We start from the raw sequence: 26769 nt of genomic DNA, 5'->3' as shown, positions 1-26769 counted from the left end.
CAATTTACCTCAATCCTTTCAGTCGTGTACGATTGATATTCAGCATAGACTTATTTGTATTATTTTGCAAGAACAATTATCTCAAAGCGTGCTATGATTAATAATATAAAGAGATAAACATTAAAGGGAGATAATAAATTATGACACGCAAATTAGCAGTTATCGGGATGGGCAATGTTGGCGCGGCGGCTGCTCATTATATTGTGGCTGGCGGTTTTGCTGACGACTTAGTCTTGATCGATAAAAGAGCGGAAAAAGTGGCTGCTGATGCCTTGGACCTCCAGGACGCACTACCTAATTTACCGTTTCACACTAATATTGTTGTGAACGACTATGCAGCGTTAGCGGATGCTGATGTGATCATTTCCGCTATTGGCAGCATTGAGTTACAAGATAATGCCAATGATGATCGCTTTGCTGAGTTACCGTTTACGCGGGTTGCTGTGCGGGAAGTGGCCGCTAAGATCAAGGCCAGCGGTTTTCATGGTTTGATCGTTGCCATCACTAATCCAGTGGATGTGATCACATCGATCTATCAAGAAGTGACTGGCTTACCGAAAAAACACGTTATCGGTACGGGAACACTTTTGGATTCAGCACGGATGAAACGTTCGGTGGCTGAACGTTTGCACATCGATCCACGTTCAGTGGTTGGCTATAATCTAGGTGAACACGGTAACTCGCAATTTACAGCTTGGTCCACGGTCCGCGTTCTAGGTAAGCCAATTACTGAAATCGCCCAAGAAAAAGGACTTGATCTCGCTGAATTGGATCAAGAAGCACGTGCTGGCGGGTTTAAAGTCTTTCATGGTAAAAAGTACACTAATTATGGCGTATCAACAGCAGCTGTGTACCTCGCCAATACAATTATGAATAATGCGTTGACTGAGTTGCCAGTTTCTAACTATCGTGAAGAATACGGGACTTATCTGTCGTATCCAGCGATCGTTGGCCGCGATGGCATCGTGGAACAGTTGCAATTAGAGCTGACCAAGGAAGAATTGGCTAAGTTACAAACCTCCGCCGACTATATTAAAACAAAATACGCTGAGAGTCGTTAGCGCGTAATACTCATCCAAATTGGGTGAGTATTTTTTTAGCAACGCGTATAATCAACTTATTCAAAATAAAAGGAGTTGTGATCAAAATGAATGGCATTCACTTAATATGTTTAGGTGTCAAAGACTTGGCGGCGGCACGTAAATTCTATAAAGCAATTGGCTTCGTTGAACCAAATACTGAGCGCGCTGATGAGATCGTCTTTTTTAATAATGCCGGCACTAAATTAGAGCTATTTCCTTACACTGAATTATTGAAAGATATTGGCCTCGACCCAGCTGCTAATCCGCAGCCGACCACGTTTAACGGCGTAACGCATGCGTACAATACTAAAAGCGTGGCTGAAGCTGATCAAGTTTTTGCCCAGGCCTTAGCAAATGGAGCTACTGCGGTAAAACCTCTAGTTTGGGGTGATTGGGGTGGCTATAGTGGCTACTTCAAAGACCCTGACGGTTATTATTGGGAAGTGGCCTATGCTGATAGTTGGCAATTTGATCAGAATGATATGTTGGTGATCAAGTAGAAATGATGCGCTTAAGTTAAAGCAACTTAGGCGTTTTTTTGTGCGTAGCTGCAGCGTTTAGTTAGTTTGAAAAGGTATTATAACTAATAATAATAATTTATTACTTATAATGAAGCTGTTGATGCTAGATTTGCTTGATAAATATGCCACAATAAGCTATACCTTAGTAAAGATAACTATTCTTTTGATAGCAAATAAATGGTTGCTAATTGATACTGATGGTGGATTGGTTGATAGCACAACGTACCCAGGATCAATGGCTTTACAATAATGGTGTCATATAGCTGCGTGTATTATTAGAATTGATTAAAGCGTATGATGTATAAAACCGGTTAGCAGTGAAAAACTGCTGGATATAATAATTCCACTCGCAAAAATAGTTATAGAGTCGGCAATTAGCGTTGTCTCAATAATTTTTACTTTTTTTATCGTAATATAGTTTTAAATATTTGTAATTTAAGTGTTAATCAATTATTATAATAGCAATTAAAAGTATAATTTTATTTATAAATACTGAACTTATGGGTACAACTTTAATTTGATGGATTAAATTTTATGATCTATTAATTTGAAATATATTTTATTTAAGTTGAATTTAATATTACGAATTAGGGGAAACGGTGATGACTATGATGGAGGAGCGACAATTGAATCAATATCGTTTATTTCGCCAAGGCTGTTATGATCGCCGGCGCGATTGGGTTGACGGTTATGAATTGTTGATGCGCGAACAAGTTAATGATCAGTGGCGGGTGCCGATGGATTTTAGTCTGATAACACCGTCATTGTTTGCACCAATTGTAGCTGAAGCCATTCATCATTTACCAGGGAAAACTAAGGCGATGATCAATTTGTTGATCGACAAATGCTACAGGCATTGGTTGCGGTACAGCAACAAGTACCTGACCACCAATTGATCATTGAATTGACCGAGCGCAGTAATGGTGTTTCTGTTTTGGAAACTGCATTAGTTGATGCTGCTCATTTTATTAATGCACATGGGCTAAAGCTAAGTCTTGATGATGTTGGTAGTGGTGAAAATCAAATTAGCTTATTGCGGCCTTTGTTGCCGTTTTCCGTTGAAGTAAAGTTTGCGTTGCAGAATTTCACAACGGCGCGCCCAGATAACTATAAGCAATTAGTTTTTTGGCAAAAGCTGGCCTTAGCTGACGCGAAGGATTTTGTTTTGGAAGGAATTGAGACGATTGAAGATCTAGCGTTGGCTGATCAACTGTCGATTAACTTACGCCAAGGCTATTATTACGATCGGCCGCACCAGTTTTATTAAAGAAAAGTCGCAATATGCGGCTTTTTTAGTTTGCACAGCGAAAAATGATTTTGTAATAATGATTGACGTGGTAAAATGGGTAGCGAAAGATTTTTTATTTAGGAGAGTGTACACATGATTGAAGCAATCAATTTAAAAGCCGGGATGACTTTTGAACAAAATGGTAAGCTGATCAAAGTTTTGTCAGCCGATCATCATAAGCCCGGTAAAGGTAACACTGTTATGCGCATGAAGTTATACGATATTCGTTCAGGTTCGACCGTTGAAACAACAATGCGTCCTGAAGAAAAAGTTGAACAAGCCGTTTTGGAAACTAAAGATGCCCAATATCTTTATACGCAAGACGGGACAGCTTTCTTCATGGATCTAGCAACTTATGAACAATATGAATTGCCAGTAGAATCAATCGAACCAGAAATGAAATATTTGTTAGAAAATATGCAAGTTAAGATCGAATTTTACCAAACTGAAGTGATCGGTTTAACTTTGCCGACAACAGTTGTTTTGACCGTAGCAGAAACACAACCATCGATCAAAGGGGCAACGGCTGCCAGTGGTGGCAAACCAGCAACCATGGAAACTGGTTTGGTTGTCACTGTGCCTGACTTTATCAGTGCCGGTGAAAAATTAGAAATCAACACGCAAAAGGGAACTTACCAACGGCGTGCTGGTAAATAAGCGATTTTTGAGTCAGCCCTTGTGGCTGGCTTTTTTAGTGCCAGAAAAAGCGACCAAAATTAAATAACGCAAACCCGAGTAAAATAACCCCGTTGCTAACCCCAACTAAGGCGCTTCTTGCATGAATTTGCCTGAATAGACCACCCAAGCTAACGCTGATCATTAATGCGGCTAATAGGTAAAGACTAGGATCGTGAAAAATGAACTGTAAGGCAATGAAATGACTGCCGACAATTAAGCTGATCCAAGGAGCGACATATGCTGACTGGTGCTTTTTTAATAACAGCAGCGCGCCGCTACCGGCCAGTATAAATTCACTGATCACAAAAATAAGGTACCATTGATAGTTGGCTTCAGCAGCAAGCACAGACGCGCTATGCCAATGTTGATAACTGAGATAACCACTATAAGCTGCCAATAGCAGTGCGCTACCGCTAGCTAAAGCAACTGGCCAACGCCATTGTGTCGGTAAAGTTTCTTGCGCCCAACCGAACCAGGCAAAACTGAACAGACTAAAAATAGCCGCTGACATGATGTAATCACGCAACATAAGCAACACCTCTTTTTAGATTAGCATAGCAACTGCATAGTCGGTTAGCGAATTTTATGCAACCGCTTTGCTGAAGGTGTTAAAATAGTAAAAAAGTGGGGTGGCAATTTGAAAAAAGAGTTAAGTTTTGGCTTGATCGCTTTAGTAATGGTTGGCCTAGCCGGTTGTGGGGCAAAAAACAGCAGCGATAATGCAGCGCAGAACAGTAAAACTGCGAGTTTAACTGCAGAAAATGCATCATTAAAGCGTGCAAAAAGTGCGCAGTCAGCCAGCTTGAAGGCGACAAATTCGTCATTAAAGCAGGCGCAGCAAGCCACTAAAGAGGCTAGTAATAGCACATCTAATGTAACTAATGAATCAGAAAATGAGTCTGTACATTTGACGGATGAGCAAAAAGCTAAAGTGAATGCTGCGTTTTTGGCATGGGCGAGTCAGCAGGCTGAAATTGGTAAAATGGCGGTCAGTGATTGGTATTTTGATCACGGTAGTGCGGGTCATGGTGATTGGTATGCACAAACGCCGGATGGCAAGGTACAGGTACAAGATTTTGGGGTGCCAGGGGCAGGACAATTCCCGATCCATGCAGTTGGTGGTTGTGTATTTTATACGGCTAAAGATGGCACAATTGGCCATGACAAATTGTATGCTGGCTCATTTGCTGATAACTATGCGGTCAACATGGATTTTACCAAGCCAGTTAGCAAGTATCTACTCGGTGATAATGGTGTGGTTTATGAACTTAAAACTGGTAATGGAACCGCAGTCAGCACGAATACTGGTTTTGGTGAATATTCTGATGATGGTCAAACGGCGGGAACGGTTGATCAGACTTTTATGGTTTCCAAAGATGAAGCTGCACGAGCTGAGTTACAGAAGCTGCTAGCAACTTATCGGTAAAGTGAGCGCAAATTGTAAAACGTTACTTAACAATTTTGTCACTGGTTTACGTAATCATGGTATGCTAGGAAAGTAATGAATTTTATTACATTAAATAGCATGTATTTTTGATGAGCAAGCTCATCAAAATCAACCATATAGAAACAGGGATGAGATTGATGCAGACTTTACAGAATAAACGCATTTTAGTACTTGGTGGCACTTCGGGTTTTGGCGAAGAAGTAGCTCGGCAAGCATTGCAACAAGATGCGCAAGTGATGATCGTTGGCCGTGACCCAGAACGTTTTCAGCAGGCCTTGGGTCGATTAATGGTGGTTGGCCGTGTGGCAGGGCAGTCGTTTGATGTACGTGACGAAGCAGCCTTAGCGACTTACTTAAGCCAAGTTGGCCCTATCGATCACGTGGTATCGATGGTCGGTGGCGCCCTTAGTGGTGGTTTCTTAGACACACCATTAAGTGAAATTCGTGCGGCAATCGAAGCTAAGTTTTTCGCCAATGTGATGGTCGCACAACAAGCAGTTAAGCATTTAGCGCCTGGTGGTAGTCTAATTTTTACAGCTGGTGCTGGCGGTCATCCACAAGATGCTTCTGGCGCAATTGTGGGTAATCAGGCAATTGGTACTTTAGTTCAAGGTTTGGCATTAGAAATGGCCCCACAGCGGGCTAATGCGGTGGCACCAACTTGGACCCCGACTGGTTTATGGCGGGACCTATCCACGCAACAACTACAACAAAATGAAACGGCGACGGCGCAGCAAATTCCCTTACACCGTGTAGCTACAGTGGCAGAAGTTGCGAGTGCTTATCTTTATTTAATGCAAAACAATTATGTGACTGGGCAAGTTTTAACGGTTGATGGTGGTTTTTCTTTAGTTTGAGCTTAATATAGGAGGAATCAGTAATGGGACGTAAACATGAATTGCGGTTGAAACGCTGGACGCTATGGTTAAGCATTGTTAATTTAAATATCGCATTGTTCAGTTATCTGTTAACTAAATACCGGGTGCGAAACGCAAAATAAATCAATCAGTCAGCTGCTGTATAGTGGCTGATTTTTTTGTGCGTGAGATTTTTGACACTCTAGTTTGAAAAATACCGCTAGCTATCGTTATAATAGAAGCTACGGATTCACAAATAAGCTAGAGTGTCTTTGTAATGTTAAATTAGTTTTTACCATTAATTTAACGTAAACATGTTTAAAAAGCGGATTTTTCAAACACGCACTAATAAGCTATTGGAAAAGGAAGTAAGAAAATTGACTAACCATATTGCACTTTACGAGCCATTAATGCCGGCCAATACCGGGAACATTGCACGGACCTGTGCTGCAACGGATACACATTTACATTTAATTGAGCCGTTGGGCTTTTCTACTGATGATAAACATATGAAACGGGCCGGCCTTGATTACTGGGAAAAAGTTGATATTACTTATCACGAAAGTTTAGATGCTTTTATCGCTTCATTACCAGCGGATGCACGGCTGTATTTGATCAGTAAATTCTCTTCAAAAACGTATACGGATGTTGACTATACCGACACTGATGTAGATCATTACTTCTTATTTGGCAAGGAAACAACTGGTTTACCTGAACCATTTATGCGGGCCAATCCAGAAAAAGCATTGCGGATTCCAATGACGGAAAATGTACGTGCGTTGAATTTATCTAATTCAGCGGCCATCATTATTTACGAAGCGCTGCGCCAGCAAGCCTTTACTGGGTTAGAGCGGGCGCATCGCTACGAACATGATAAATTGAAATAATACTGTTTTTCTGATGGCGGTAGTGTTCGGAAAAGCAAAAAAGTTATGCCATCAGTCATAGCTCCTATCCTAAATTTAAATGAGATCGAGGTATAGATGAAAACATTAGTTATCGCGGAAAAACCTAGTGTCGCTGAATCGTTGGCGCGAGTTTTAAAAGCGAATCAAAAAAGTCGTCACTATTATAGCGGCGACGATTATATTGTTACTTGGGCGTTAGGGCATTTATTGACTTTGAAAATGCCAGAGGATTATAAGCATGAATGGCAAGAATGGTCGTTAGATACTTTACCATTGATGCCAGAGAAAATGCAGATCAAGCCATTACCAAAGACACGGCCACAATTGAAGGCAATCGGCGAACTGGCTAAGCGCAAGGATGTGGGTGCCGCAGTTATTGCAACCGATGCGGGACGGGAAGGCGAATTAGTTGCTCGCTGGATCTTGGATTATTTGCATTTTGACAAGCCAGTGAAGCGGTTATGGATCTCGTCACAAACTGATAAAGCGGTTCGTGAAGGCTTTGCTCATTTGCGGCCAAGTAAGGATTACGATAATCTCTATGCTGCCGCGCAAGCACGTTCAGCAGCAGACTGGTTGGTCGGTTTAAACGTGACGCGGGTATTAACTGTAAAATATAATGATAGCTTATCGGCTGGGCGAGTACAGACGCCCACATTAGGTTTAGTTGCCGCGCAAGCTGAAAAAATCAGCAAGTTCAAGCCGGAAACGTATTATACATTGAGCCTGCAGACTAAGCACGGTGACGCGCAATTAAGCGGCAATCCACATTTGGATTTGGCCTCAGCTCAAAAACAGCAGAAACAGTTGCAAGCGGCCAGCTATCAAGTCACCGCCGTGAAAGAAAAAAGCAAGCATCAAAAGGCGCCGTTGCCGTATGATTTGACTGAACTACAAAAAGACGCCAACCAACGGTTTCAATTCTCAGCCAAAAAAACGTTGAACTTGTTGCAGACGTTATATGAACGTTATAAGGTGGTCACTTATCCGCGGACAGATTCGAAGTATTTGACGACTGACTTACAGGCAACAATGACGGAGCGTTTGGCGGCAGTCAGTCGTTACGAACCGTTGGCTAAACCATTAGCTGGTAGAAAAGCGCCGGTGGTGCAGAAGCATGTTTTCAATGACGCTAAAGTGACCGATCATTATGGCTTGATTCCCACCGAGCAGATGCCACAACCGGAATTATTTTCTAGTGATGAAAAGAAAATCTATGATATGATTTTGGGACGCTTTATCGGCCTGTTTTTGCCGGATTATATTGAAACTCAGTTTACGTATCAGCTCAGTCAAGGTTTTGTTCTAAAGCAGACTCAGGTAACACAAGCCGGTTTTAAATATGACTTGGCAACGACGAGCGTGACACCATTAAAAGTTGGTGCGCAATTACAAGGTAGTGTCAGCTTAAATAAACAACTGACCCAAGCACCGAAGCCGTTGAGTGAAGCTAATTTGTTAGTGCAGATGGAGAAAAAAGGCTTAGGTACGCCAGCAACCCGTGCTGAGATCATCGAAAAACTAGTTAATTCTGGCTTGATGGAGCGTGTTGGCACACATTTGGCGGTGACACCAAAAGGGCAACAATTACTTAAATTGGTTAACCCACGCCTGACCACGCCTGATTTAACCGCTAAGTGGGAACAACAGTTAGAGCAAATCGCACAAGGCAAATTGCAGAAGCGTGATTTTATTGCACAGATCCGTCACGCAACTACTGATCTAGTGAAAGAAGTCAAACGGAGTTCAGCGGACTATAAAGACTTTAATTTGACGATGAAAGTTTGTCCTAAATGTGGCTCAAAATTACGGGAGAAATCCACCCGCAATGGGGTTTTACTAGTGTGCAGTAATCAGAATTGTGATTATTATCGTCGGCGTGACCCTAAAGTAACCAACCATCGTTGCCCGCAATGCCATAAAAAAATGGTGTTATTGTCTGGTGAAAAGGGCGATTACTTCAAATGTACTCACTGTAATATCACTGAAAAAGTCGGAGCGGTCAAAGGTAAAAAGCGGATGAACAAGCATGAAGAGCGCCGCTTATTACAGAAGGTCAACCAAGACGATGAACCAGGCGAAAGTGCCTTGGCTCAAGCACTAAAAGCAGCAATGGAACAAAAAGACTAATTCAATTTAGAAAGTAGGCAACCAATGAAAACTAATCGTGAACAAGTTGTGGTCGAACATTTCCATTACGACCGTGTTGCACCGGATACGGCACCTAAAACCGACGTTCAAGTTAATATTAATGAAGTCACTGCAACGGGTGATGGTGCGGATGAAATTATGGCTCGTGGTAAAATTTTTCAGTTTGCGGTTCCGTTTGAAGTTGTTCTGGAAGGCTTCGCCGTCAGTGGTCAGATTACGCAGATCATTCAGATCCTCGATTTCAATGGCACGCCAGATGATTTGGCTGCTGCTGACATGCAGCGCTTATCGCGTCCATTAGTTGAGTATATCGAAACCCTAACCTATCAAGTAACTGCAGTTGCGTTGGATCAGGGGGTACAGTTAGATTTTCATGCTGAAGATGACGACGATAGTGAACCCTTCGAAAAGATCACGCCCGACGATAACTAATTAGCAGATGTGTTGAAAAATTACCGAAATTAACTAGACAATGAGTTGCTTTTTCAACCACATTTGTGCGTAATTAGAAATGATCAATTGATTTAGTTTTAAAAGATAACCTAGAAAAGCTTTAGCTGGTTTAGCCGATAACTAGATCAGCTAAGGCTTTTTACATTTTTTATAAGTTGCGACCCAAGCAAACAAAAGTTTGTGTATAATGGGTAGAGAAGTCTTTTCAAGAAAGTAGGTGTGTTAAGTGGCAACGAGAAAAAAGCCACGGCGCAAGCGCACGACTGCCGCTAGTAAGCGGCGGAAAACTACCACAAACAACTCACCTGTAACGGTCAATGTGATCGGTTTGATTTTTATTTTACTCAGTTTATTCGCCATTTTTAAATGGGGCTTTATTGGTAATCAGTTAGCTAACTTGATTCGGGTTTTAGTTGGTGATACTTATCCGTTTTTAGCAGCTATCTTGGGCTTATACGGTTTATTCTTATTGGTCGCGGGTCATGGTCCTACCGTTTCTGGCAAGCGCGTGGCTGGTGTCAGTCTAACTTATTTTAGTTTATTATGTTTTTTAGATGCAGTCATGTTTGCGCAATTGGAATTACACAGTCAATTTATGGCGGTGACTTGGCGCTTTCTAGTTGCTGATTTTCAGCGTGCAAGTGTCACAACAATGCTTGGTGGCGGGATGCTAGGGGCAACTGGCTACAGCATTAGTTATTTTCTAGTTGGTCAGTTTGGCACTTACTTGCTGGCAATTATTGGTGTACTTGGCGGTTTGTTGCTGATTTTTGATATTCCATTTACTGTTGTTCGTGATGCAGTATTGCGTTTGGTACGCCTGGTTGAGTGGTGCGGTCAGCGTTTATGGGCTGGTGCTCAAGGATTATGGCAAGCTGGCAAACAGTTAGGTCCACGGGTACAAAAACTAAAAACACGAGTACCTAAAGCAAAGCCAACTGCACCGACAGCTGTGAAGTCTGAACCAGCTGCAAAAGATTTGCCTAAGCCAGTGGCACAGCGTTCGTCAGTTACGCCGGATACACCAACGATCAATGTGGCGGCGGAACAGATGCAATCAGCACAAGCAAAAGTTGATTTGGATCAATTAGCAGCAGGACCGGCTAGTGCGGCGGCTGCACCGACTAGTGAAGCACCCGCGTTATTTGCGGAGGCAGTAGCTGATCAGGATTATGAACTACCTAGTGCTGATCTGTTGCAGGCGATACCGCCAACAGATCAAAGCGAAGAGTATGCCACGATCAAGCAGAACACACAAAAATTAAAACAGACTTTTGACAGTTTTGGTATTGATGTTGAAGTTAAAAATGTGAATTTAGGACCGGCAGTAACTAAATATGAGATCAAACCAGCAATCGGGGTTAAAGTCAGTAAAATTGTAAGTTTGACTGATGATCTTGCTTTAGCTTTGGCGGCTAAAGATGTGCGGATCGAGGCGCCGATTCCCGGTAAATCATTAATTGGGATCGAAGTGCCAAATAAGGCAGTCGCTACTGTTTCTTTCCGTGATGTCTTTGAAGCACAGCCACCACATCCTGGTAAAATTTTATCAGTTCCAGTTGGTCGTGATATTTCTGGTAATGTGATCATGGTCGATATCAGCAAGATGCCGCATTTATTGATCGCCGGCTCCACTGGTAGTGGTAAATCTGTGATGATCAATGATATTATCACTGGGATTTTGATGACTGCTAAACCGCATGAAGTTAAACTAATGATGATCGATCCGAAAAAGGTTGAATTATCGGTTTATAATGGTGTACCGCATTTGTTGACACCAGTTGTGTCTGATGCTAAAAAAGCGGCGCAGGCACTACACAAGGTCGTTGCTGAAATGGAACGACGTTATGAATTATTTGCTCAAAGTGGTAAACGGAATATCACGGAGTATAATCAAGCCGTTCAGCAGCAAGATCAGGATACTGAACAGCCATTACCCTCAATGCCCTATATTGTGGCAATTGTGGATGAGTTAGCGGATTTAATGATGGTTTCGTCGAATGAAGTTGAAGATGCAATCGTTCGTTTAGCACAGATGGGCCGTGCAGCTGGAATTCACATGATCTTGGCAACACAGCGGCCATCAGTTGATGTTATTACCGGTTTGATCAAAGCTAACGTGCCTAGTCGGATGGCGTTTGCTGTTTCTTCAGGTATTGATTCGCGGACGATCATTGATAGTACTGGTGCGGAGAAGCTACTGGGTCGTGGGGATATGTTGTATCTACCAATGGGACAAAATAAGCCGACCCGGGTCCAGGGTGCCTATATTTCTGCTAAAGATGTTGAAGCAGTGGTCGGTTTTATCACGGCACAGCGTACGGCAGAATATGATGAACGATTGATCCCCGATGATCAGCCAGCAGAGGAAACGGCTAGTCAAGCAGATGATGAACTTTTCCCTGATGCAGTCAAACTAGTTGCACAACTACAAACAGCTAGCATTTCCATGCTACAACGGCGTTTCCGTATTGGCTATAACCGAGCAGCACGGATCGTTGATGAGATGGAACAACGGGGGATCGTTGGTCCAGCTGAAGGAAGTAAGCCGCGTAAAGTTTACGTGCAAAACCCGGATGACGAGCAAGACTCAAGTCAAGCATGATCAGTATGCTGATTAGATTAATAATCATAAGTGAGGTACATTATGGTAACTAAAAAAACATTAGCAGACGGCGTCTCGTTGACCGTTCTGCCATCGACACAGTTTAAAACAACGCGGATCGTACTCAATTTTATTGCACCGCTACAAGCAGAGACGATCACACAGCGTTCGTTGCTAGCTAGCTTGTTAGAGACCAATAGCCAGGATTATCCAACTCAAGCTGATTTGGCGGCTAAATTATCAGCGATGTACGGGGCTAATTTTGGTATTTCGGTTAGTAAACGTGGCAACACACACGTTTTTTCGGTCGTAATGACCGTGGTCAATGATAAGTTTTTACCTGGTGAAACAGCGGTTTTGACAGAAGGTTTAGCTTTCTTAAAACAAGTATTGTGGCGGCCTAATGTTAGTGTTGGACATTTTGACACGGCAACTTTTGATCGGGAAAAGACCAATATGGCTGCTTATTTGGCTTCAGTTTATGATAACAAGCAAGCTTACGCTAGTTTGCAATTACAACAACTCTATTTTGAAAATAGTTCGGCGCAACGTTTGCCTAGCTTTGGTAACGTCAATGATCTAGAACCAATCACAGCTAGCAGTCTTTATCGTTACTATCAACAAATGTTGGCACATGACCAAGTGGCGATCACGGTGTTAGGGGATGTTGATGTGTCGGCGGTAACCACTTTACTAGCTGATTTACCATTAGCAGTGCGGACAGTCACACAACCGACGGTATTTTATCAGCAAGCTTTGTTAGATACTGTCGCTGAGCAAACTGAGGTGCAGCCAACTAATCAAGCTAAGTTGAATTTGGCTTATCAAGTGCCAACTTACTATTATCAACCTGATTATTATGCGTTGTTGTTAGCAAACGGTATTTTTGGCGGCTCACCAATGTCGTTATTATTCACTAATGTACGAGAAAAGGCTAGTTTAGCTTATTATGCCTCAAGTGCGTATGACGCCTTTCGTGGGTTGATCACTGTACAAACCGGGATCGATGCGACAAATGTGACGCGCGTCAAGGAAATTATCGCAGCACAATTGGAGACGCTGCAAGCAGGTGAGTTTAGCGATGAATTATTAGCGCAAACTCGAGCTACAATTAAAAATCAATACATTACTGGTCTAGATAGTGCTGGTAATCTTACAACACAAGCGCTCGTTCGTCAGCTAGTTCCTGAAGCGGCAGTTTCGACGGCTGATTTTATTGCCGCATTGGACGCAGTTTCGAAGCAACAGATCGTGGCGGCCGCGCAAACAATTAAGCTGCAGGCCATTTATTTCTTGAGCAGTAAAGGAGGGGACAAATAATGGAAACGACACATTATGCTACCCTAGACGAAACCCTGTACCAACAAACATTGGCTAATGGTTTACGGGTAACCCTGTTGCCTAAAGCTGGCTACCATAAGACTTACGCCGTAATGACGACTAATTATGGTTCGATCGATAATTATTTTGTGCCGACAGGTGAAAGTGAATATACAGCAGTCCCAGCTGGTATCGCGCATTTTCTCGAACATAAATTATTTGAAAAAAAGGCCGGCGATATTTTCGAGGTTTTTAGCCATAATGGTGCTAGCGCAAATGCATTTACTAGCTTTACCCGTACCAGTTATTTATTTTCCGCAACTGACAATATTCAAACTAATTTAATGACGTTGTTAGATTTTGTGCAGGAGCCTTATTTTACTGAGGCTTCGGTCAACAAGGAAAAAGGTATCATTGGTCAAGAAATTGAAATGTACGAGGATGATCCTAACTGGCGACTATTTTTTGGTATTATTGAGAATTTGTATCCTAAGCATCCGTTACATGAGGACATTGCCGGAACGATCGATTCAATTGCTAAGATCACGCCAGAGCAACTATATACAGCTTACCGGACTTTTTACCAGCCTAGTAATATGAATTTGTTTGTGGTCGGCAATATTGATCCGGCAGAAACTTTAGCGTGGATTGAAGCTAATCAAGCTGCAAAAACTTTCCCACCGGCCGAGCCGATCCAGCGGCAATTCCCTGAGGAAGCTGCCGATGGTAGCGATATTATTCCGTATCGCGTTACTGAATTGCCAGTTAAGCGCGGGAAGAGTATTGTTGGGATCAAAGGGCTAACCCCAGTTACACAGGATCGTGCGGGCTTAAAATATCGAACTGAACTGAATTTATTGTTTGATATGTTGTTTGGTGATTCTTCACAGAACTACTTACAATTGTACGATCAAGGTGTGGTCGATGACAGTTTTGGTTATGAACTAGATCTGGCGCGGACTTATCATTTTGCCACGTTAAGTGGGGATACTGAAAAGCCCCAGGAGTTTTCCGATGCGATGATCAGCTTGTTGGAAAAGGCCGCCACTAACCCAGATTTAAATGCAGGCCGCTTAGCGTTGGTTAAAAAAGAAGCTTTAGGTCGGACGCTGCAATCAATGAACGCCTTGGAATACATTGCTAACACTTACTCTGGCGATGATTTTGGCGATGCAAGTCTGTTTGATCTAGTCAATATTATTGATGAGATCACGTTAGCTGATATCCAGGCAGCGTTGCAACAGTTTGTACGCAGCGAAGCGCTGAGTGTGTTTCATATTGAACCACTGGCTGGGGATGGAGTTGAATGAATCGTTCAGCTTTGATCATTGGGGCGTCCGGTGATATTGGTCAAGCCGTAGCTCGTCAGTTGGCTGCCGCCGGCTGGTCCCTGTATCTACACTATTTTCAACATGCAGCGCCGGTTCAACAGTTACAGGCGGATTTTATTCAGCAATACCCGCGACAGGATTTTTTCACGTTAGCATATGATCTCACTGATGAAACGCAATTAGATCAAATCGTGAGTCAACTATTCCAAGTCGATGCCGTGATTTTTGCCGCTGGTACTACGACTTACGGGTTGTTTCAAGAGACGACTGCCGTGCAACTAGAACGTTTGTGGGAAATGCACGTCAAAACACCAATGTTGCTTTGTCAGCGGCTTAGTGAGAAACTAGCGCATAGCGACTATGGCCGGATCGTTTTTGTTGGCTCAGTTTATGGCGGTAGTGGCAGTGCTCTGGAAGTAGCTTATAGTACCGTCAAAGGAGCGCAGTCAGCTTTTGCCAACGCTTATGCCCGCGAGGTCGCTTCATTAGGCATTACGGTCAACGTTGTGGCGCCAGGTGCTGTTGATACGAAAATGAATCAGTTGTTTGATGCCGATGCCAAAAATCAATTGCGCAGTGAGATTCCAATCAGTCGTTTGGCTAAGCCGGATGAAGTCGCCTATTGGATCAGTGCTTTACTGAAAAAAGAAGCGGGCTATTTGACTGGACAGACCTTGTACGTAACTGGTGGTTGGCGTAAGTAAATGGCGGTTTTTTATGGCAATATATTAAAAAGTTGATTTTCTACGATTGAGTTTAGGGAATACTGTTAGGTTGGTGAAAACGTGGTAAAAAACAGATTATTACGTACAACTGCGTTAGTCAAACAAGCCATTGTGTGTCTTTTATTGCTTGGCAAGGCTATACGTCATAATCTGGACGCTTTTTTACCACTCTTTAAAGAATTGTTTAAATTAGATTACTGTAAGGAAAATCTTAGTGAAAAGATTTATTTTTCTATGCTATACTAAAATTGAAATTCTTGTAAAAGGGCGATAGGTGGAAGAGGATCAATGAGTGAAATAGGACAAAAATTACGTGACGCACGGATCGACAAGGGTTACACTTTGGATGATCTGCAGCAGATCACTAAAATTCAGAAACGTTATTTAATTGCGATTGAGGAAGGTAACTTTGAGGCGCTGCCCGGCGATTTTTATGTGCGCGCCTTCGTCAAACAGTATGCGGATACCGTTGGCTTAGATAGTGAGCAACTGCTGAATGAGTTCAACGATACGATTCCGCAGCCGCAACCACAAGAATATATTGAGCCGACGGAAGACGAAAATAAGGCCAATACGCGGACACGAACGCGTAATCACGATAATGGGTTTGCGCGCTTTAGTCGCTACCTACCGACAATTATTATTGTCGCTGTTGTTGTTGTGATCGTGGGTGTGATCTATGCCTTTGCTATCGGTAATCGTGATCGGAATAAGAGTGTCATCCAAGAAAGTTCTTCGATGACAGTTTCTTCCGAATCTTCAAGTAAAGCATCTAGTCAAAGCAGTAGTAGTTCTTCACAGGCAGCATCATCATCAGCTAAGAAAGCTAGCTCGGCTAAAAAGTCAACAACTAAGCCGAAGATGACCGTTACTTCAGAAACAACAACGTCAGCGGCCTTTACCTACAGCAATGCACCAACTAATAATACTTTAGTGTTGCATGCTAGTGATACTAAGACAGCTTGGGTAGCCGTTACTGCTGGTGGTACACAAATTTGGCAGGGAACTTTACAGAGTGCACCACAGTCGATCACAATTCCAAGTGGGACGACTTCATTTACAATTCAAACGGGTAATGCTGAAAATACTAAAGCCAAGATCAATGGTAAAAACTTCAACCTTGATCCCAACAATGTTGGTGGGTTTGTTAAGACGATCACTGTTACGATGACGACTGCCGCTGCTAGCAGTGGTGCAGCCGCAAGTAGCAGTCAAGCCACAACCCAAACCAGTAACTAAGCTTATTAAATAGCACAATAACGATATTTCTAAGCGACGCTAAATTTATTATTTGCGCCGAACTATGCTAAGGTTTAACATAGTAGAATAAAGTTAGGTGTGCTATTTTTTATGCGTGATGTATTAAATTACCTAAGTTGTACTTGGAAAATATTGTAAAGCTAATTTTGATCGCTAATTTAGCGTAAACGTGGTTGAAAAAGCACTACTAGTGCTTTTTCAACTCACTCTAAGTTGTGAAGGAGAATTATTTAAATGAATGTACCTAATCGATTGACGATCGTACGAATTTTCATGATCCCGTTGTTCATGTTGGTAGTGCTGGTTCCTTGGAGTTGGGGCAGCGCAAACGTTGCTGGGACTGTGATTCCGTGGACTCAGATCATTGGCACGATTATTTTTGCTGTTGCCTCAATCACTGATTTTATTGACGGTAAAATTGCGCGGAGTCAGCATTTAGTGACTAACTTTGGTAAGTTTGCGGATCCACTAGCTGATAAAATGCTAGTCATGACTGCTTTTATTATTTTAGTTGGAATGGGTAAGGCGCCTGCTTGGGTCATTGCAATCATTGTTTGTCGCGAATTGGCAATCACCGGATTGCGGCTGTTACTGGCAGAAAGTAATGAACACGTTGTTTTAGCGGCGGCAATGCCAGGTAAGATCAAAACAACAACCCAAATGTTTGCGATCATCTTTTTATTCTTGAATAATGTCTTTTTCAATAATTTGCATTTTCCGATGGCGTTAACGTTATTGTATGTTTGCTTATTCTTCACAATTTATTCTGGTGTTGATTATTTTGTGCATAGTCGGCATGTTTTTGCTGATTCATTCAAATAGTATTTTGAACACGTACACTGACTGTGCGTGTTTTTTTGACGAAAAAAGTAGTAAGCTAAAATAGAAATGAATAAAATGACGTATATTAAATGGTGGAGGCAAAAATAATGCGAGCAGAGATCATTGCAGTGGGCACGGAGATTCTTTTAGGTGAGATCACGAATACGACAACACCGTTTGTGGCCCGTGAGTTGGCTGATCTAGGAATCGATGTTTATTATCAATCAGTCGTCGGGGATAATACGGCACGTCTGGAAGCAGCAATCAAATTGGCTGATAGTCGTAGTGATTTGATCATTTTAACTGGTGGCTTGGGTCCAACTAAAGACGATTTAACGAAGCAAACTTTAGCGGCACACCTTAATGAGAAATTGGTGGTTGATGAACCGGCTATGGCTTATATTGAAGCTTTTTTTGCGCGCTCACAGCAACCAATGACTGAAAATAATCGTTTGCAAGCGATGCTACCAGCTAATAGTATTCCCTTAAAAAATCCAGTCGGTATGGCCGTGGGGGCACTTTATCAAGCACCAGCACATACCTATATGTTATTGCCAGGACCACCAAGTGAATTGGAAGCCATGTTTACAGATTCAGCTCGTCCGTTGTTGATCAAGCAGTTTAAGCAGGCTAATGTGCTCGATTCACGGGTGCTTCGCTTCCATGGTATCGGTGAATCAGCGCTAGTCACACAATTAGCGGATTTGATCGACCAACAAACTAATCCCACTATTGCCCCTTATGCTAAAACCAATGAAGTTACGTTACGATTAACTGCTGAAGCTACGGATCAGACGACCGCAGATCAATTATTGGCTGAATTAGAAGCTAAAGTTCAAGCCCGGGTCGGTCAATACTTCTATGGTTATGGTGAACATAATTCTCTGGAACAAGTTGTAGTTACTTTGCTGAAAAAGCGTGGGTTGACGATCACCGCGGCGGAAAGTTTGACCGCTGGGCTTTTTCAAAGTATGTTAGCTAATGTCAGTGGTGCTTCTGACATTTTTAATGGGGGTTTTGTGACTTATTCCTTAGCTGAAAAAGCTAATTTATTACAGATCTCACCAGAGTATCTGCATAAATACGGTGTCGTCAGTGAAGAAACCGCGATTGCAATGGCCCGACAAGCTAAGTTATTACTTAAATCAGATATTGGAATTTCCTTTACAGGGGTTGCTGGTCCTGATAAGTTAGAAGGTCAGCCAGCCGGCACGGTTTATATTGGTATTGCTTATCGTGATCAAATTCCGTTTGCACGTAAATTTGTTTTCTCGCGCACACGAAATTTTGTTCGGCAGCAAAGTGCGTTAACTGGTTTTGACTTACTTTATCATCTGTTGGACGCCGATAAATAGCGGGAACATTTGTTCACTTTTTGCTTGCTTTTTAGAATCGGTTTCGGTATGATTAGTTGTGAAGCGAGAAGTAGTTCGCTTAATTGTTTACAATGAAATGAAGATAATTAGTGACAATTTAAGGAGGTTCTCACTTGGCTGATGAACGTAAAGCGGCATTAGATAATGCGCTTAAAAAGATTGAGAAGAACTTTGGTAAAGGTTCAATTATGCGTCTTGGTGAGAAAGTCGATACGCAAGTTTCCACGGTTTCTACCGGTTCATTGGCGCTTGATGAAGCGCTAGGGGTTGGTGGGTATCCGCGTGGACGAATCATTGAAATTTATGGTCCAGAAAGTTCGGGTAAAACTACGGTTGCATTGCATGCTGTCGCTGAAGTTCAAAAACAAGGTGGAACCGCAGCTTATATTGATGCCGAAAATGCGATGGATCCTAAGTATGCTTCTAATCTAGGGGTCAACATCGATGATCTATTGTTATCACAACCAGATACTGGGGAACAAGGCTTAGAAATCGCTGATGCGCTAGTTTCTAGTGGTGCTATTGATATTGTAGTTGTCGATTCTGTTGCTGCTCTAGTACCACGAGCAGAAATTGAAGGCGAAATCGGTGATTCCCACGTGGGCTTACAGGCACGTTTGATGTCACAAGCATTGCGGAAACTTTCTGGTTCAATTAATAAGACGAAAACTATCGCCATCTTTATTAACCAGATCCGTGAAAAAGTTGGGATCATGTTTGGTAATCCTGAAACAACTCCTGGTGGTCGGGCGTTGAAATTCTACGCAACGGTGCGCTTAGAAGTTCGTCGTGCTGAACAGATCAAGGAAGGTACCAATATTATTGGTAACCGTGTTAAGATCAAAGTTGTTAAAAATAAGGTAGCACCACCATTTAAAGTTGCTTTAGTTGATATTATGTATGGTGTGGGTATCTCACAAACAGGTGAATTAGTTGATATGGCGGTTGAAAAAGATATCGTCGATAAAAGTGGTTCATGGTATTCTTACGGCAATGATCGAATCGGTCAAGGTCGTGAAAATGCCAAGAATTATTTAGCTGATCATCCAGAGGTTATGGCGGAGATCAAGCAGAAAGTTCGCGAAGCTTATGGTATTGCAGAACCAACTACTGAAGACAGCAAAGCTGGAACCGACGAGAAAGCAAAAGATAAGTCTAAAAATAAAACTGCAGCCAAAGCTACTGATCCTAGCACATTGGATGTTTAGTTTCATAATCTAACGAACTAGAGGCTCACATCATAAGTTACTTATGGTGTGAGTTTTTTTAGTTGATCAAAAATTTATGACTATGTAATTTTTTAAAACTAACTTTTATGAATGCGCTTTTAATCGGGACTAGGTATTGTTAGCCGATTAATGTTGACAGTCTCTGTCTGCAACTATAAAATGAATAGTGTGTAAATAATCAAATAATAAACATCTTAAATTTTATACGGTTATTAAAATAATCGTTTTTGATGATGCGGAGGTGAAGATATGAGTCTATTTATCACGATAATCCTCGCAGTCATCATGTTAGTTGTCGGTTTAATCTTAGGCTATGCTGTGCGTAAGTCAATTCATGAAAAACAGTTGGCTATGGCACACAATACCGCTGATAGCATCATCGCTGATGCAAAAAAAGAAGCTGAAACTCAGAAAAAAGAGGCACTTTTAGAAGCAAAAGATGAAAATCATCGTTATCGGGCTGAGATTGAAAATGAGTTAAAAGAGCGACGTGGCGAAGTTCAAAAACAAGAGAATCGCGTCCTACAACGTGAAGAAACACTTGACCGCAAGGATGATACGTTGGACAAAAAGGAACGACTCTTAGAGAAACGAGAAACAACGCTAGGTAGCAGACAACAACTCATTGATGAGAAGCAGAAGGAAGTATCCTCACTGATTGAACAGCAACAAGCTGAGTTAGAGCGCGTTGCTGCGTTATCCCAAGAAGATGCTCGCAATATGATCATTACTCAAACCAAGTCTGACTTGGCCGAAGAACGTGCAGTGATGATCAAGGAAAGCGAAGCTGATGCTAAGGAAACGGCGGATCGTACCGCTAAAAGTTTGATTGCCTACGCGATTCAGCGTAGTGCTGCGGATTCAGTATCGGAAACGACAGTCTCTGTTGTTAACTTACCAAATGATGATATGAAAGGTCGCATTATTGGTCGCGAAGGTCGTAATATTCGGACTTTAGAGACCTTAACTGGGATCGATTTAATTATCGACGATACACCAGAAGCCGTTATTTTAAGCGGCTTTGATCCTGTCCGGCGCGAAATTGCCCGGATGGCACTGGAGAAGCTGATCCAAGATGGTCGAATCCATCCAGCGCGGATCGAAGAAATGGTGGAGAAGTCACGCAAGGAAATGGATGAACGAATCCGGCAGATCGGTGAACAAGCGATTTTTGATGTCGGTATTCATAATATGCATCCTGATTTAATCAAAATATTAGGTCGGCTTCATTTTAGAACCAGCTATGGTCAGAATGTGTTGAACCACTCGATCGAAGTTGCCAAATTAGTTGGCGCATTAGCTGCGGAATTAGGTGAGGATGTTACATTAGCAAAACGCGCAGGATTATTACACGATATTGGTAAGGCTTTGGATCATGAAGTTGCTGGGTCACACGTCGAAATCGGCGTTGAAATTGCCCGGAAATATCATGAAAATGAAGTTGTTATAAATGCAATTGCATCACATCACGGGGACGTTGAACCTACTTCCGTCATTGCAGTATTGGTGGCAGCTGGGGATGCTATCTCAGCCGCCCGTCCGGGAGCACGTTCCGAGTCCTTAGAAAACTATATTCATCGACTGGAAAAACTTGAAGCAATCACCAATGATTTCAAAGGGGTTAAAACCAGTTATGCCATTCAGGCAGGCCGCGAAGTACGGGTCATGGTTAAACCAGAAGAAATTAATGATTTACAGGCGGTAACATTGGCTCATGATATTCGTAAACGAATTGAAGACGAGTTAGAATATCCTGGTCACATCAAAGTCACCGTTATTCGAGAAACAAGAACAGTTGAATATGCTAAATAATTAAATGAAAACGGGACGAAGAAAATTGACTCAAATGACACTGTTTTAATAGTGCTACGAGTTGTTTCTTCGTCCCGTGTTTTAGTTCAACAAGCTAGAGTAGTACAGTGGAAATTTGTGTTTTCAGTCGGGGATTTGTATAATACTTAACATAGGGGAAACAACTGAAAGAGAGTTAAAAAAACTATGTTTAGAATAATTGTCATGTTCAGTCTGACTATGGTCCTTTCTGCCGTTATTACACCATTTGTACGGCGCTTAGCAATTAAAATGGGCGCGGTAGATAAACCGAATGCACGACGAATCAATAAGGCGCCTATCCCATCAATGGGTGGTTTAGGTCTGTTTATTACCTTTACGTTTTCAACATTCGTACTACTGCGAGCGCAATTTCCAACCATGATGCTATACAGCATTTTTCTTGGTGAATGTATTATCATCATTACCGGCATTCTGGATGATATCTTAGAATTAAGACCACGGCAAAAAATGTTAGGGATACTGCTAGCTGCATTGGTCATTTATTTTGTGGCGGATATTCGGATGACAAACGTTTCGATTCCGTTTGTAGGCCATTTTGAGTTAGGTATATGGAGTCTGCCCATTACGATTATTTGGATCTTGGCGATCACCAATGCGGTCAACTTGATTGATGGCTTGGACGGGCTTGCCACTGGCGTATCAATCATTGCTCTGTTTACTATGGGTGTGATTGCGTGGTTCTTCTTGACGGTGACAGAAGTCGATATTCCAATTATGATCTTTGCTTTAGTAGCGACTTTGCTTGGCTTCTTACCACATAATTTTCATCCAGCTAGTGTTTTTCTCGGCGATACTGGTTCTTTATTTATTGGTTTTATGATCGCAGTTTTTTCATTAGAAGGATTGAAAAACGTGACTTTTATCTCGGTCGTGATCCCAGTGATCATTCTCGGGGTACCGATCACCGATACCGTATTTGCAATTTTTCGGCGTTTATTAAACCATAAACCAATTTCTCAAGCTGATCGCCACCACTTACATCATCGCTTGTTGGCTATGGGGTTGAATCAGCGACAAGCGGTGCTGACGATTTATGGTATTGCCTTAGTTTTTTCACTGATTGCGTTACTATTTCCTTTATCTACACAGTTGGGTTCAATCTTACTAGTTATTGCTGTTTTGTTCGGTTTAGAGATTTTTATCGAAGAGATCGGCTTAGTTGGCAGCCATTGGCAGCCACTGTTGAATTTTATTCGCCGGATAGCAAAACACCACTGATCAATTATGATCGGTGGTGTTTTTTAATGGCGTTTCAAAAAATTGTTGTGCGCCTAACTCAAAGGTTACTTGACCGTTGAGCAATTCAACAATTGTGTCTTTAACTGCAACTAATTCATTATCGTCGACCATAGCGGTAAACGTCACATTGGCTAAGTAACTAGTATCTGTGATCGTGATCGCGTGTTGAGTCAGATAATGTTCTAACGCACCGATCTGGGGGTAGCCAATGGTAATGGCTAAAGCTTGTTGTAGTCGGCCTTCTACTAAACCAATTACGTCGATTGCTTGAGAAACGGAATTGCTATAAGCACGAATCAGACCACCAGCGCCGAGTTTAGTGCCACCAAAATAGCGTGTGGTGACGGCAACAACGTTTTTTAAATGTTGTCGGCGTAGAACCTCTAGCATTGGCACACCGGCGGTTCCGGCGGGTTCGCCATCATCGTGTGCGTGTTGATGTTCATCCTGTTCACCAATAACGTAGGCACTACAATTATGATTGGCTTTGTAGTGCTTTTTTTTACAGGCAGCGATAAATGCTTGTGCGGCAGCTTCGTTGTCGACGCGCGCTAATTGGCAAATGAAGCGTGATTTTTTGATCTCAATTTCATGCTCGCCATCACTTTTGAGCGTAATATAGTGAGTCAACAAACAGAACACCTCCTAAATCCGTGAATAGTGAATTTTTGTTCTTAAGATTTCTGATATCGTGGGTGGTTGTACAACGGTAAATAAGTGTTGGACAAAGTAAGAACAGCGAACATGCTGTCAGCTACAACCTACCGCATCAAAAAAGATACCCTTAAAAATAAATTGTATTTTTAGCGTAGTTTATATATATGGGGTGATCAAAATCGAAGTTACAGAACTTTATGGTCGGCAACAATTAGTGACTACGACCGAACTCGCTTCACTTAATAATATACCACACCTAGTACAACGTCCCGCCATGACCTCGTTAAATGCGAATTGGTTACTTTGTGCGCGTTGCGGTAGTCGCCAACTAAAGCAACAAGTTCAATTAGCTGATGGCCGTTACTACTGTCCTGATTGCTTATTGCTGGGTCGTGTTTGTGCGGATGCGTATTTAGTGAGCTTAGCGGAACCAAATCGTTTTATTACTCAAGCTGATCCATTGACTTGGACAGGACAATTAACGGCTGCACAACAGGTTGCAGCCGCCGCAATCCAAAATCAATTCCAGCACCGGCAAGATCATTTATTATGGGCGGTCACTGGTGCTGGCAAAACTGAAATGTTGTTTCCAGGGATTGCGTGGGCTTTAGTCAATCAATTACGTGTGGGCATTGCTTCGCCACGGGTTGATGTTTGTTTGGAGTTGATGCCGCGGTTACAAGCTGCTTTTGCGCAAACGCCGATCATGCTACTACATGGACGGCAAACGGCAACGTATCAGTATACCCAATTAGTGTTGTGCACGACTCACCAATTATTACGATTCTATCAAGCTTTTGACATTTTGATCATTGATGAAGTTGATGCCTTTCCCTATGCGCAGAATCCGCAATTGGCGTACGCTACCCGACACGCAGTTAAAAAGGATGGCGCCCGATTATTTTTGACGGCAACGCCGAGTCCCCAATTATTACGCCAAGTGCGGCAGAAAAAGCTTGAATTAAGTTATTTACCGCGCCGTTATCATGGGCATCCGTTACCGCAGCCTAAGATTCGCTTGTGTTTTAAGTGGCGGCAACAGTTGCGGCAACGGCACCTGCCGAAGTTATTACGACAACTGTTGGTGGCTAAAATTGCGCAGCAACAACGTTTCTTACTTTTTGTACCGCGGATCGAACTGTTACGGCCATTGGCAAAAATCTTACAGCAGCAATTCCCAGAATTAAAATTCGCAACGGTCTACGCAGCTGATCCACAACGGTTAGAAAAGGTTCAACAAATGCGGCAGCAACAAGTGTTTTGTTTAGTGACGACGACTATTTTAGAGCGCGGAGTTACTTTTCCAGGAATTGATGTGATTGTTTTAGGTGCAGATGATCCTATTTTCTCTGCCGCAGCGTTAGTACAAATGGCGGGCCGTGTCGGTCGTTCAGCTGCACGGCCGACAGGTGCGGTTGATTTCCTATGTGCAGGACTAAGTCGAGCTGTGAAGGCTGCCAGCCAGCAAATCAAGCAAGTTAATCGAAAGGCGGGGTTTAAATGAACTGTTTGTTATGTCAGCAACCATTTAGTCAGAGTTTAACGCTGGCAGAATTGCTACATTGGCAGCCGTTATTAACGGAAAAGATTTGTTCGCGTTGTCGTCAACGCTTAATGCCAATCACGACGGCTTGTCCTGAATGCGGTCGTACACAAAAGACCTCTGAGCTTTGTCGTGATTGCCAACGCTGGTTAGAAAAACAGCCGCGGCAACAACTCCATAATCACGCATTGTTTGTCTATAATGAATTATTGCAAGATTTCTTTAAACGATACAAAAGTCTGGGCGATTATCGGTTGCGTGACGCATTTACCACAGACTGTCAACGCTGGTTACGCCAGCATCCGGCTGATCTATATGTTCCGATTCCCACTGATGCAACTAGTTACGCTAAGCGCGGCTTTAATCCTGTTGTGGGACTGTATGAGGACTGTGTACCGTTAACCTTTTGCTTAAAAAAACAGCCGCAAAAAGTAAAGCAAGCGCATAAAAAACGGCGGGCGCGCTTGCGCACACCACAGTTATTTTATTTTGCGGGTGAAGCAGCTATATTAAATTATAAAAAAATTTTATTGTTAGATGATATTTATACAACGGGCCGAACCATGCGCCACGCACAGGCTTGCCTGAAAATAGCTGCGCCTGATTGCCAAGTGCACACGTTTACTTTGGCGCGTTAACTGAATATAGATACGCTTTTGATTGTCAATTAGACCGCTTTCTATTATAATTAAGGCATAAGCAAGGGAGCGAAGCAAACCCGTACTCACGTTTTAAGGTACCTAGCGTGTGGGCTTGGTTACAGACGATCGCTGTAGCCATCTTGCTTCACCTATGTTTACCAGCCATGGTAAACTTGCAAGTGAAAGGGGAGAAGTTCTATGCTTAATTACAATGTCCGTGGAGAAAATATCGAGGTAACCGCTGCGATTCGGAGTTATGTTGAAAAACGGTTAGGTAAGTTAGAAAAATACTTTACTAATACTGCCGAGTCCACTGCACATGTCAACCTCAAGGTTTATCCAGATAAGACAGCGAAGGTTGAAGTTACGATCCCATTACCATACTTAACCTTACGTGCAGAAGAAACTTCACCAGATCTATACGCGAGTGTTGACCTCGTAACGGATAAGCTAGAACGCCAGATCCGTAAGTTCAAAACCAAGATCAATCGTAAATCACGGGAAAAAGGTATCCGTGACTTTGACTTAACGGTGCCGGCTGCTGATGCCAACGATGATAGTAAGGAAGAAAAGCTAGACGTTGTGCGGACTAAGCGGGTCAACCTGAAGCCAATGGATAGTGAAGAGGCCATCTTACAAATGGACATGCTGGGTCATAACTTCTTCATTTTTGAAGATGCAGAAACTAATGGCACAAGCATTGTCTACAAGCGGCGTGATGGTCGTTACGGTTTGATTGAAACTGACGAACAATAAATAAACCATTTATTTGCGGCTGAATT

Annotated in this window: 25 protein-coding genes; 23 read left to right on the top strand and 2 right to left on the bottom strand. The window is 42.4% G+C overall.

Going from position 1 to position 26769, the window contains the following annotated elements:
* The first annotated feature begins 140 nt into the window (after positions 1-140).
* From LC20001_RS11065 to efp, 5 genes are all read left to right on the top strand, one after another.
* A complete protein-coding gene (locus LC20001_RS11065) occupies positions 141-1061 on the top strand; it encodes an L-lactate dehydrogenase (protein WP_003680164.1) in 921 nt (306 codons plus the stop codon).
* Positions 1062-1147: 86 nt separating this feature from the next.
* Positions 1148-1582 carry a VOC family protein gene (locus LC20001_RS11060; RefSeq protein WP_010008962.1) on the top strand — a complete coding sequence of 145 codons (435 nt, stop codon included), beginning with the start codon at positions 1148-1150 and terminating at the stop codon, positions 1580-1582.
* Positions 1583-2205: 623 nt separating this feature from the next.
* Positions 2206-2499, top strand: coding sequence for a hypothetical protein (locus tag LC20001_RS11055; RefSeq protein WP_010008963.1), 294 nt, complete (start codon positions 2206-2208; stop codon positions 2497-2499).
* Positions 2448-2870 (top strand): EAL domain-containing protein, encoded by a 423-nt coding sequence (locus tag LC20001_RS11050; protein WP_081455878.1) that lies wholly within the window; start codon positions 2448-2450, stop codon positions 2868-2870. The genes LC20001_RS11055 and LC20001_RS11050 overlap by 52 nt, the downstream gene beginning before the upstream one ends.
* A 114-nt stretch (positions 2871-2984) precedes the next feature.
* Entirely contained in the window at positions 2985-3548 is a 564-nt protein-coding gene (gene efp / locus LC20001_RS11045; RefSeq protein WP_003679499.1) for an elongation factor P, read from the top strand.
* A gap of 34 nt (positions 3549-3582) precedes the next feature.
* Here the strand turns inward: efp and LC20001_RS11040 are convergent, their stop codons facing one another.
* A complete protein-coding gene (locus LC20001_RS11040; protein ID WP_010008965.1) occupies positions 3583-4098 on the bottom strand; it encodes a hypothetical protein in 516 nt (171 codons plus the stop codon).
* Positions 4099-4206: 108 nt separating this feature from the next.
* Between LC20001_RS11040 and LC20001_RS11035 the strand changes: the two genes are divergently transcribed.
* From LC20001_RS11035 to LC20001_RS10965, 15 genes are all read left to right on the top strand, one after another.
* On the top strand, positions 4207-4995 hold the full coding sequence (locus LC20001_RS11035; RefSeq protein WP_010008966.1) for a hypothetical protein: 789 nt from the start codon (positions 4207-4209) through the stop codon (positions 4993-4995).
* Positions 4996-5153: 158 nt separating this feature from the next.
* Positions 5154-5873 (top strand): SDR family oxidoreductase, encoded by a 720-nt coding sequence (locus tag LC20001_RS11030; RefSeq protein ID WP_010008968.1) that lies wholly within the window; start codon positions 5154-5156, stop codon positions 5871-5873.
* A 377-nt stretch (positions 5874-6250) separates the two neighbouring features.
* Positions 6251-6760, top strand: coding sequence for a tRNA (uridine(34)/cytosine(34)/5-carboxymethylaminomethyluridine(34)-2'-O)-methyltransferase TrmL (gene trmL / locus LC20001_RS11025; RefSeq protein ID WP_003679506.1), 510 nt, complete (start codon positions 6251-6253; stop codon positions 6758-6760).
* Positions 6761-6856: 96 nt separating this feature from the next.
* Positions 6857-8911, top strand: a complete 2055-nt coding sequence (locus tag LC20001_RS11020; RefSeq protein WP_010008973.1) for a DNA topoisomerase 3 — start codon at positions 6857-6859, stop codon at positions 8909-8911.
* Between the two features lie 24 nt (positions 8912-8935).
* Positions 8936-9364, top strand: coding sequence for a DUF1149 family protein (locus tag LC20001_RS11015; RefSeq protein WP_003679509.1), 429 nt, complete (start codon positions 8936-8938; stop codon positions 9362-9364).
* A 247-nt stretch (positions 9365-9611) separates the two neighbouring features.
* Positions 9612-11990: a DNA translocase FtsK gene (locus LC20001_RS11010; RefSeq protein ID WP_010008975.1), complete on the top strand. Its 2379-nt coding sequence runs from the start codon at positions 9612-9614 to the stop codon at positions 11988-11990.
* Between the two features lie 42 nt (positions 11991-12032).
* Positions 12033-13310, top strand: coding sequence for an EF-P 5-aminopentanol modification-associated protein YfmF (gene yfmF, locus LC20001_RS11005; protein ID WP_010008976.1), 1278 nt, complete (start codon positions 12033-12035; stop codon positions 13308-13310).
* Positions 13310-14620, top strand: a complete 1311-nt coding sequence (yfmH, locus tag LC20001_RS11000; RefSeq protein ID WP_010008977.1) for an EF-P 5-aminopentanol modification-associated protein YfmH — start codon at positions 13310-13312, stop codon at positions 14618-14620. The genes yfmF and yfmH overlap by 1 nt, the downstream gene beginning before the upstream one ends.
* A complete protein-coding gene (ymfI, locus tag LC20001_RS10995; RefSeq protein WP_003679515.1) occupies positions 14617-15345 on the top strand; it encodes an elongation factor P 5-aminopentanone reductase in 729 nt (242 codons plus the stop codon). Before yfmH ends, ymfI begins: the two co-directional genes overlap by 4 nt.
* A gap of 309 nt (positions 15346-15654) precedes the next feature.
* Positions 15655-16605: a helix-turn-helix domain-containing protein gene (locus LC20001_RS10990; RefSeq protein ID WP_010008978.1), complete on the top strand. Its 951-nt coding sequence runs from the start codon at positions 15655-15657 to the stop codon at positions 16603-16605.
* Positions 16606-16860: 255 nt separating this feature from the next.
* Positions 16861-17448, top strand: a complete 588-nt coding sequence (gene pgsA / locus LC20001_RS10985; protein ID WP_010008980.1) for a CDP-diacylglycerol--glycerol-3-phosphate 3-phosphatidyltransferase — start codon at positions 16861-16863, stop codon at positions 17446-17448.
* Between the two features lie 107 nt (positions 17449-17555).
* Positions 17556-18803 carry a competence/damage-inducible protein A gene (locus LC20001_RS10980; protein WP_010008982.1) on the top strand — a complete coding sequence of 416 codons (1248 nt, stop codon included), beginning with the start codon at positions 17556-17558 and terminating at the stop codon, positions 18801-18803.
* Positions 18804-18937: 134 nt separating this feature from the next.
* Positions 18938-20032: a recombinase RecA gene (recA, locus tag LC20001_RS10975; protein ID WP_003679519.1), complete on the top strand. Its 1095-nt coding sequence runs from the start codon at positions 18938-18940 to the stop codon at positions 20030-20032.
* A gap of 270 nt (positions 20033-20302) precedes the next feature.
* Complete coding sequence (gene rny, locus LC20001_RS10970) at positions 20303-21865, top strand: ribonuclease Y (protein WP_010008984.1); 1563 nt, start codon at positions 20303-20305, stop codon at positions 21863-21865.
* A 186-nt stretch (positions 21866-22051) separates the two neighbouring features.
* Positions 22052-23125 (top strand): glycosyltransferase family 4 protein, encoded by a 1074-nt coding sequence (locus LC20001_RS10965; protein ID WP_003679070.1) that lies wholly within the window; start codon positions 22052-22054, stop codon positions 23123-23125.
* Here the strand turns inward: LC20001_RS10965 and LC20001_RS10960 are convergent, their stop codons facing one another.
* Entirely contained in the window at positions 23126-23779 is a 654-nt protein-coding gene (locus LC20001_RS10960; protein ID WP_010008989.1) for a YigZ family protein, read from the bottom strand.
* Positions 23780-23972: 193 nt separating this feature from the next.
* Here LC20001_RS10960 and LC20001_RS10955 point away from each other — a divergent pair, with 193 nt between their 5' ends.
* From LC20001_RS10955 to hpf, 3 genes are all read left to right on the top strand, one after another.
* Entirely contained in the window at positions 23973-25307 is a 1335-nt protein-coding gene (locus LC20001_RS10955) for an ATP-dependent helicase ComFA (RefSeq protein WP_010008990.1), read from the top strand.
* On the top strand, positions 25304-25984 hold the full coding sequence (locus tag LC20001_RS10950; RefSeq protein WP_010008992.1) for a ComFC family protein: 681 nt from the start codon (positions 25304-25306) through the stop codon (positions 25982-25984). The genes LC20001_RS10955 and LC20001_RS10950 overlap by 4 nt, the downstream gene beginning before the upstream one ends.
* Positions 25985-26185: 201 nt before the next feature.
* A complete protein-coding gene (gene hpf / locus LC20001_RS10945) occupies positions 26186-26743 on the top strand; it encodes a ribosome hibernation-promoting factor, HPF/YfiA family (RefSeq protein WP_010008993.1) in 558 nt (185 codons plus the stop codon).
* The last annotated feature ends 26 nt before the right edge of the window (positions 26744-26769 follow it).

The organism is Loigolactobacillus coryniformis subsp. coryniformis KCTC 3167 = DSM 20001, from assembly GCF_002706425.1.
In the GTDB taxonomy this organism is placed as follows: domain Bacteria; phylum Bacillota; class Bacilli; order Lactobacillales; family Lactobacillaceae; genus Loigolactobacillus; species Loigolactobacillus coryniformis.
Note: the sequence above shows the minus strand (reverse complement) of the source record. Positions and strands in the feature narration are given on the sequence as shown.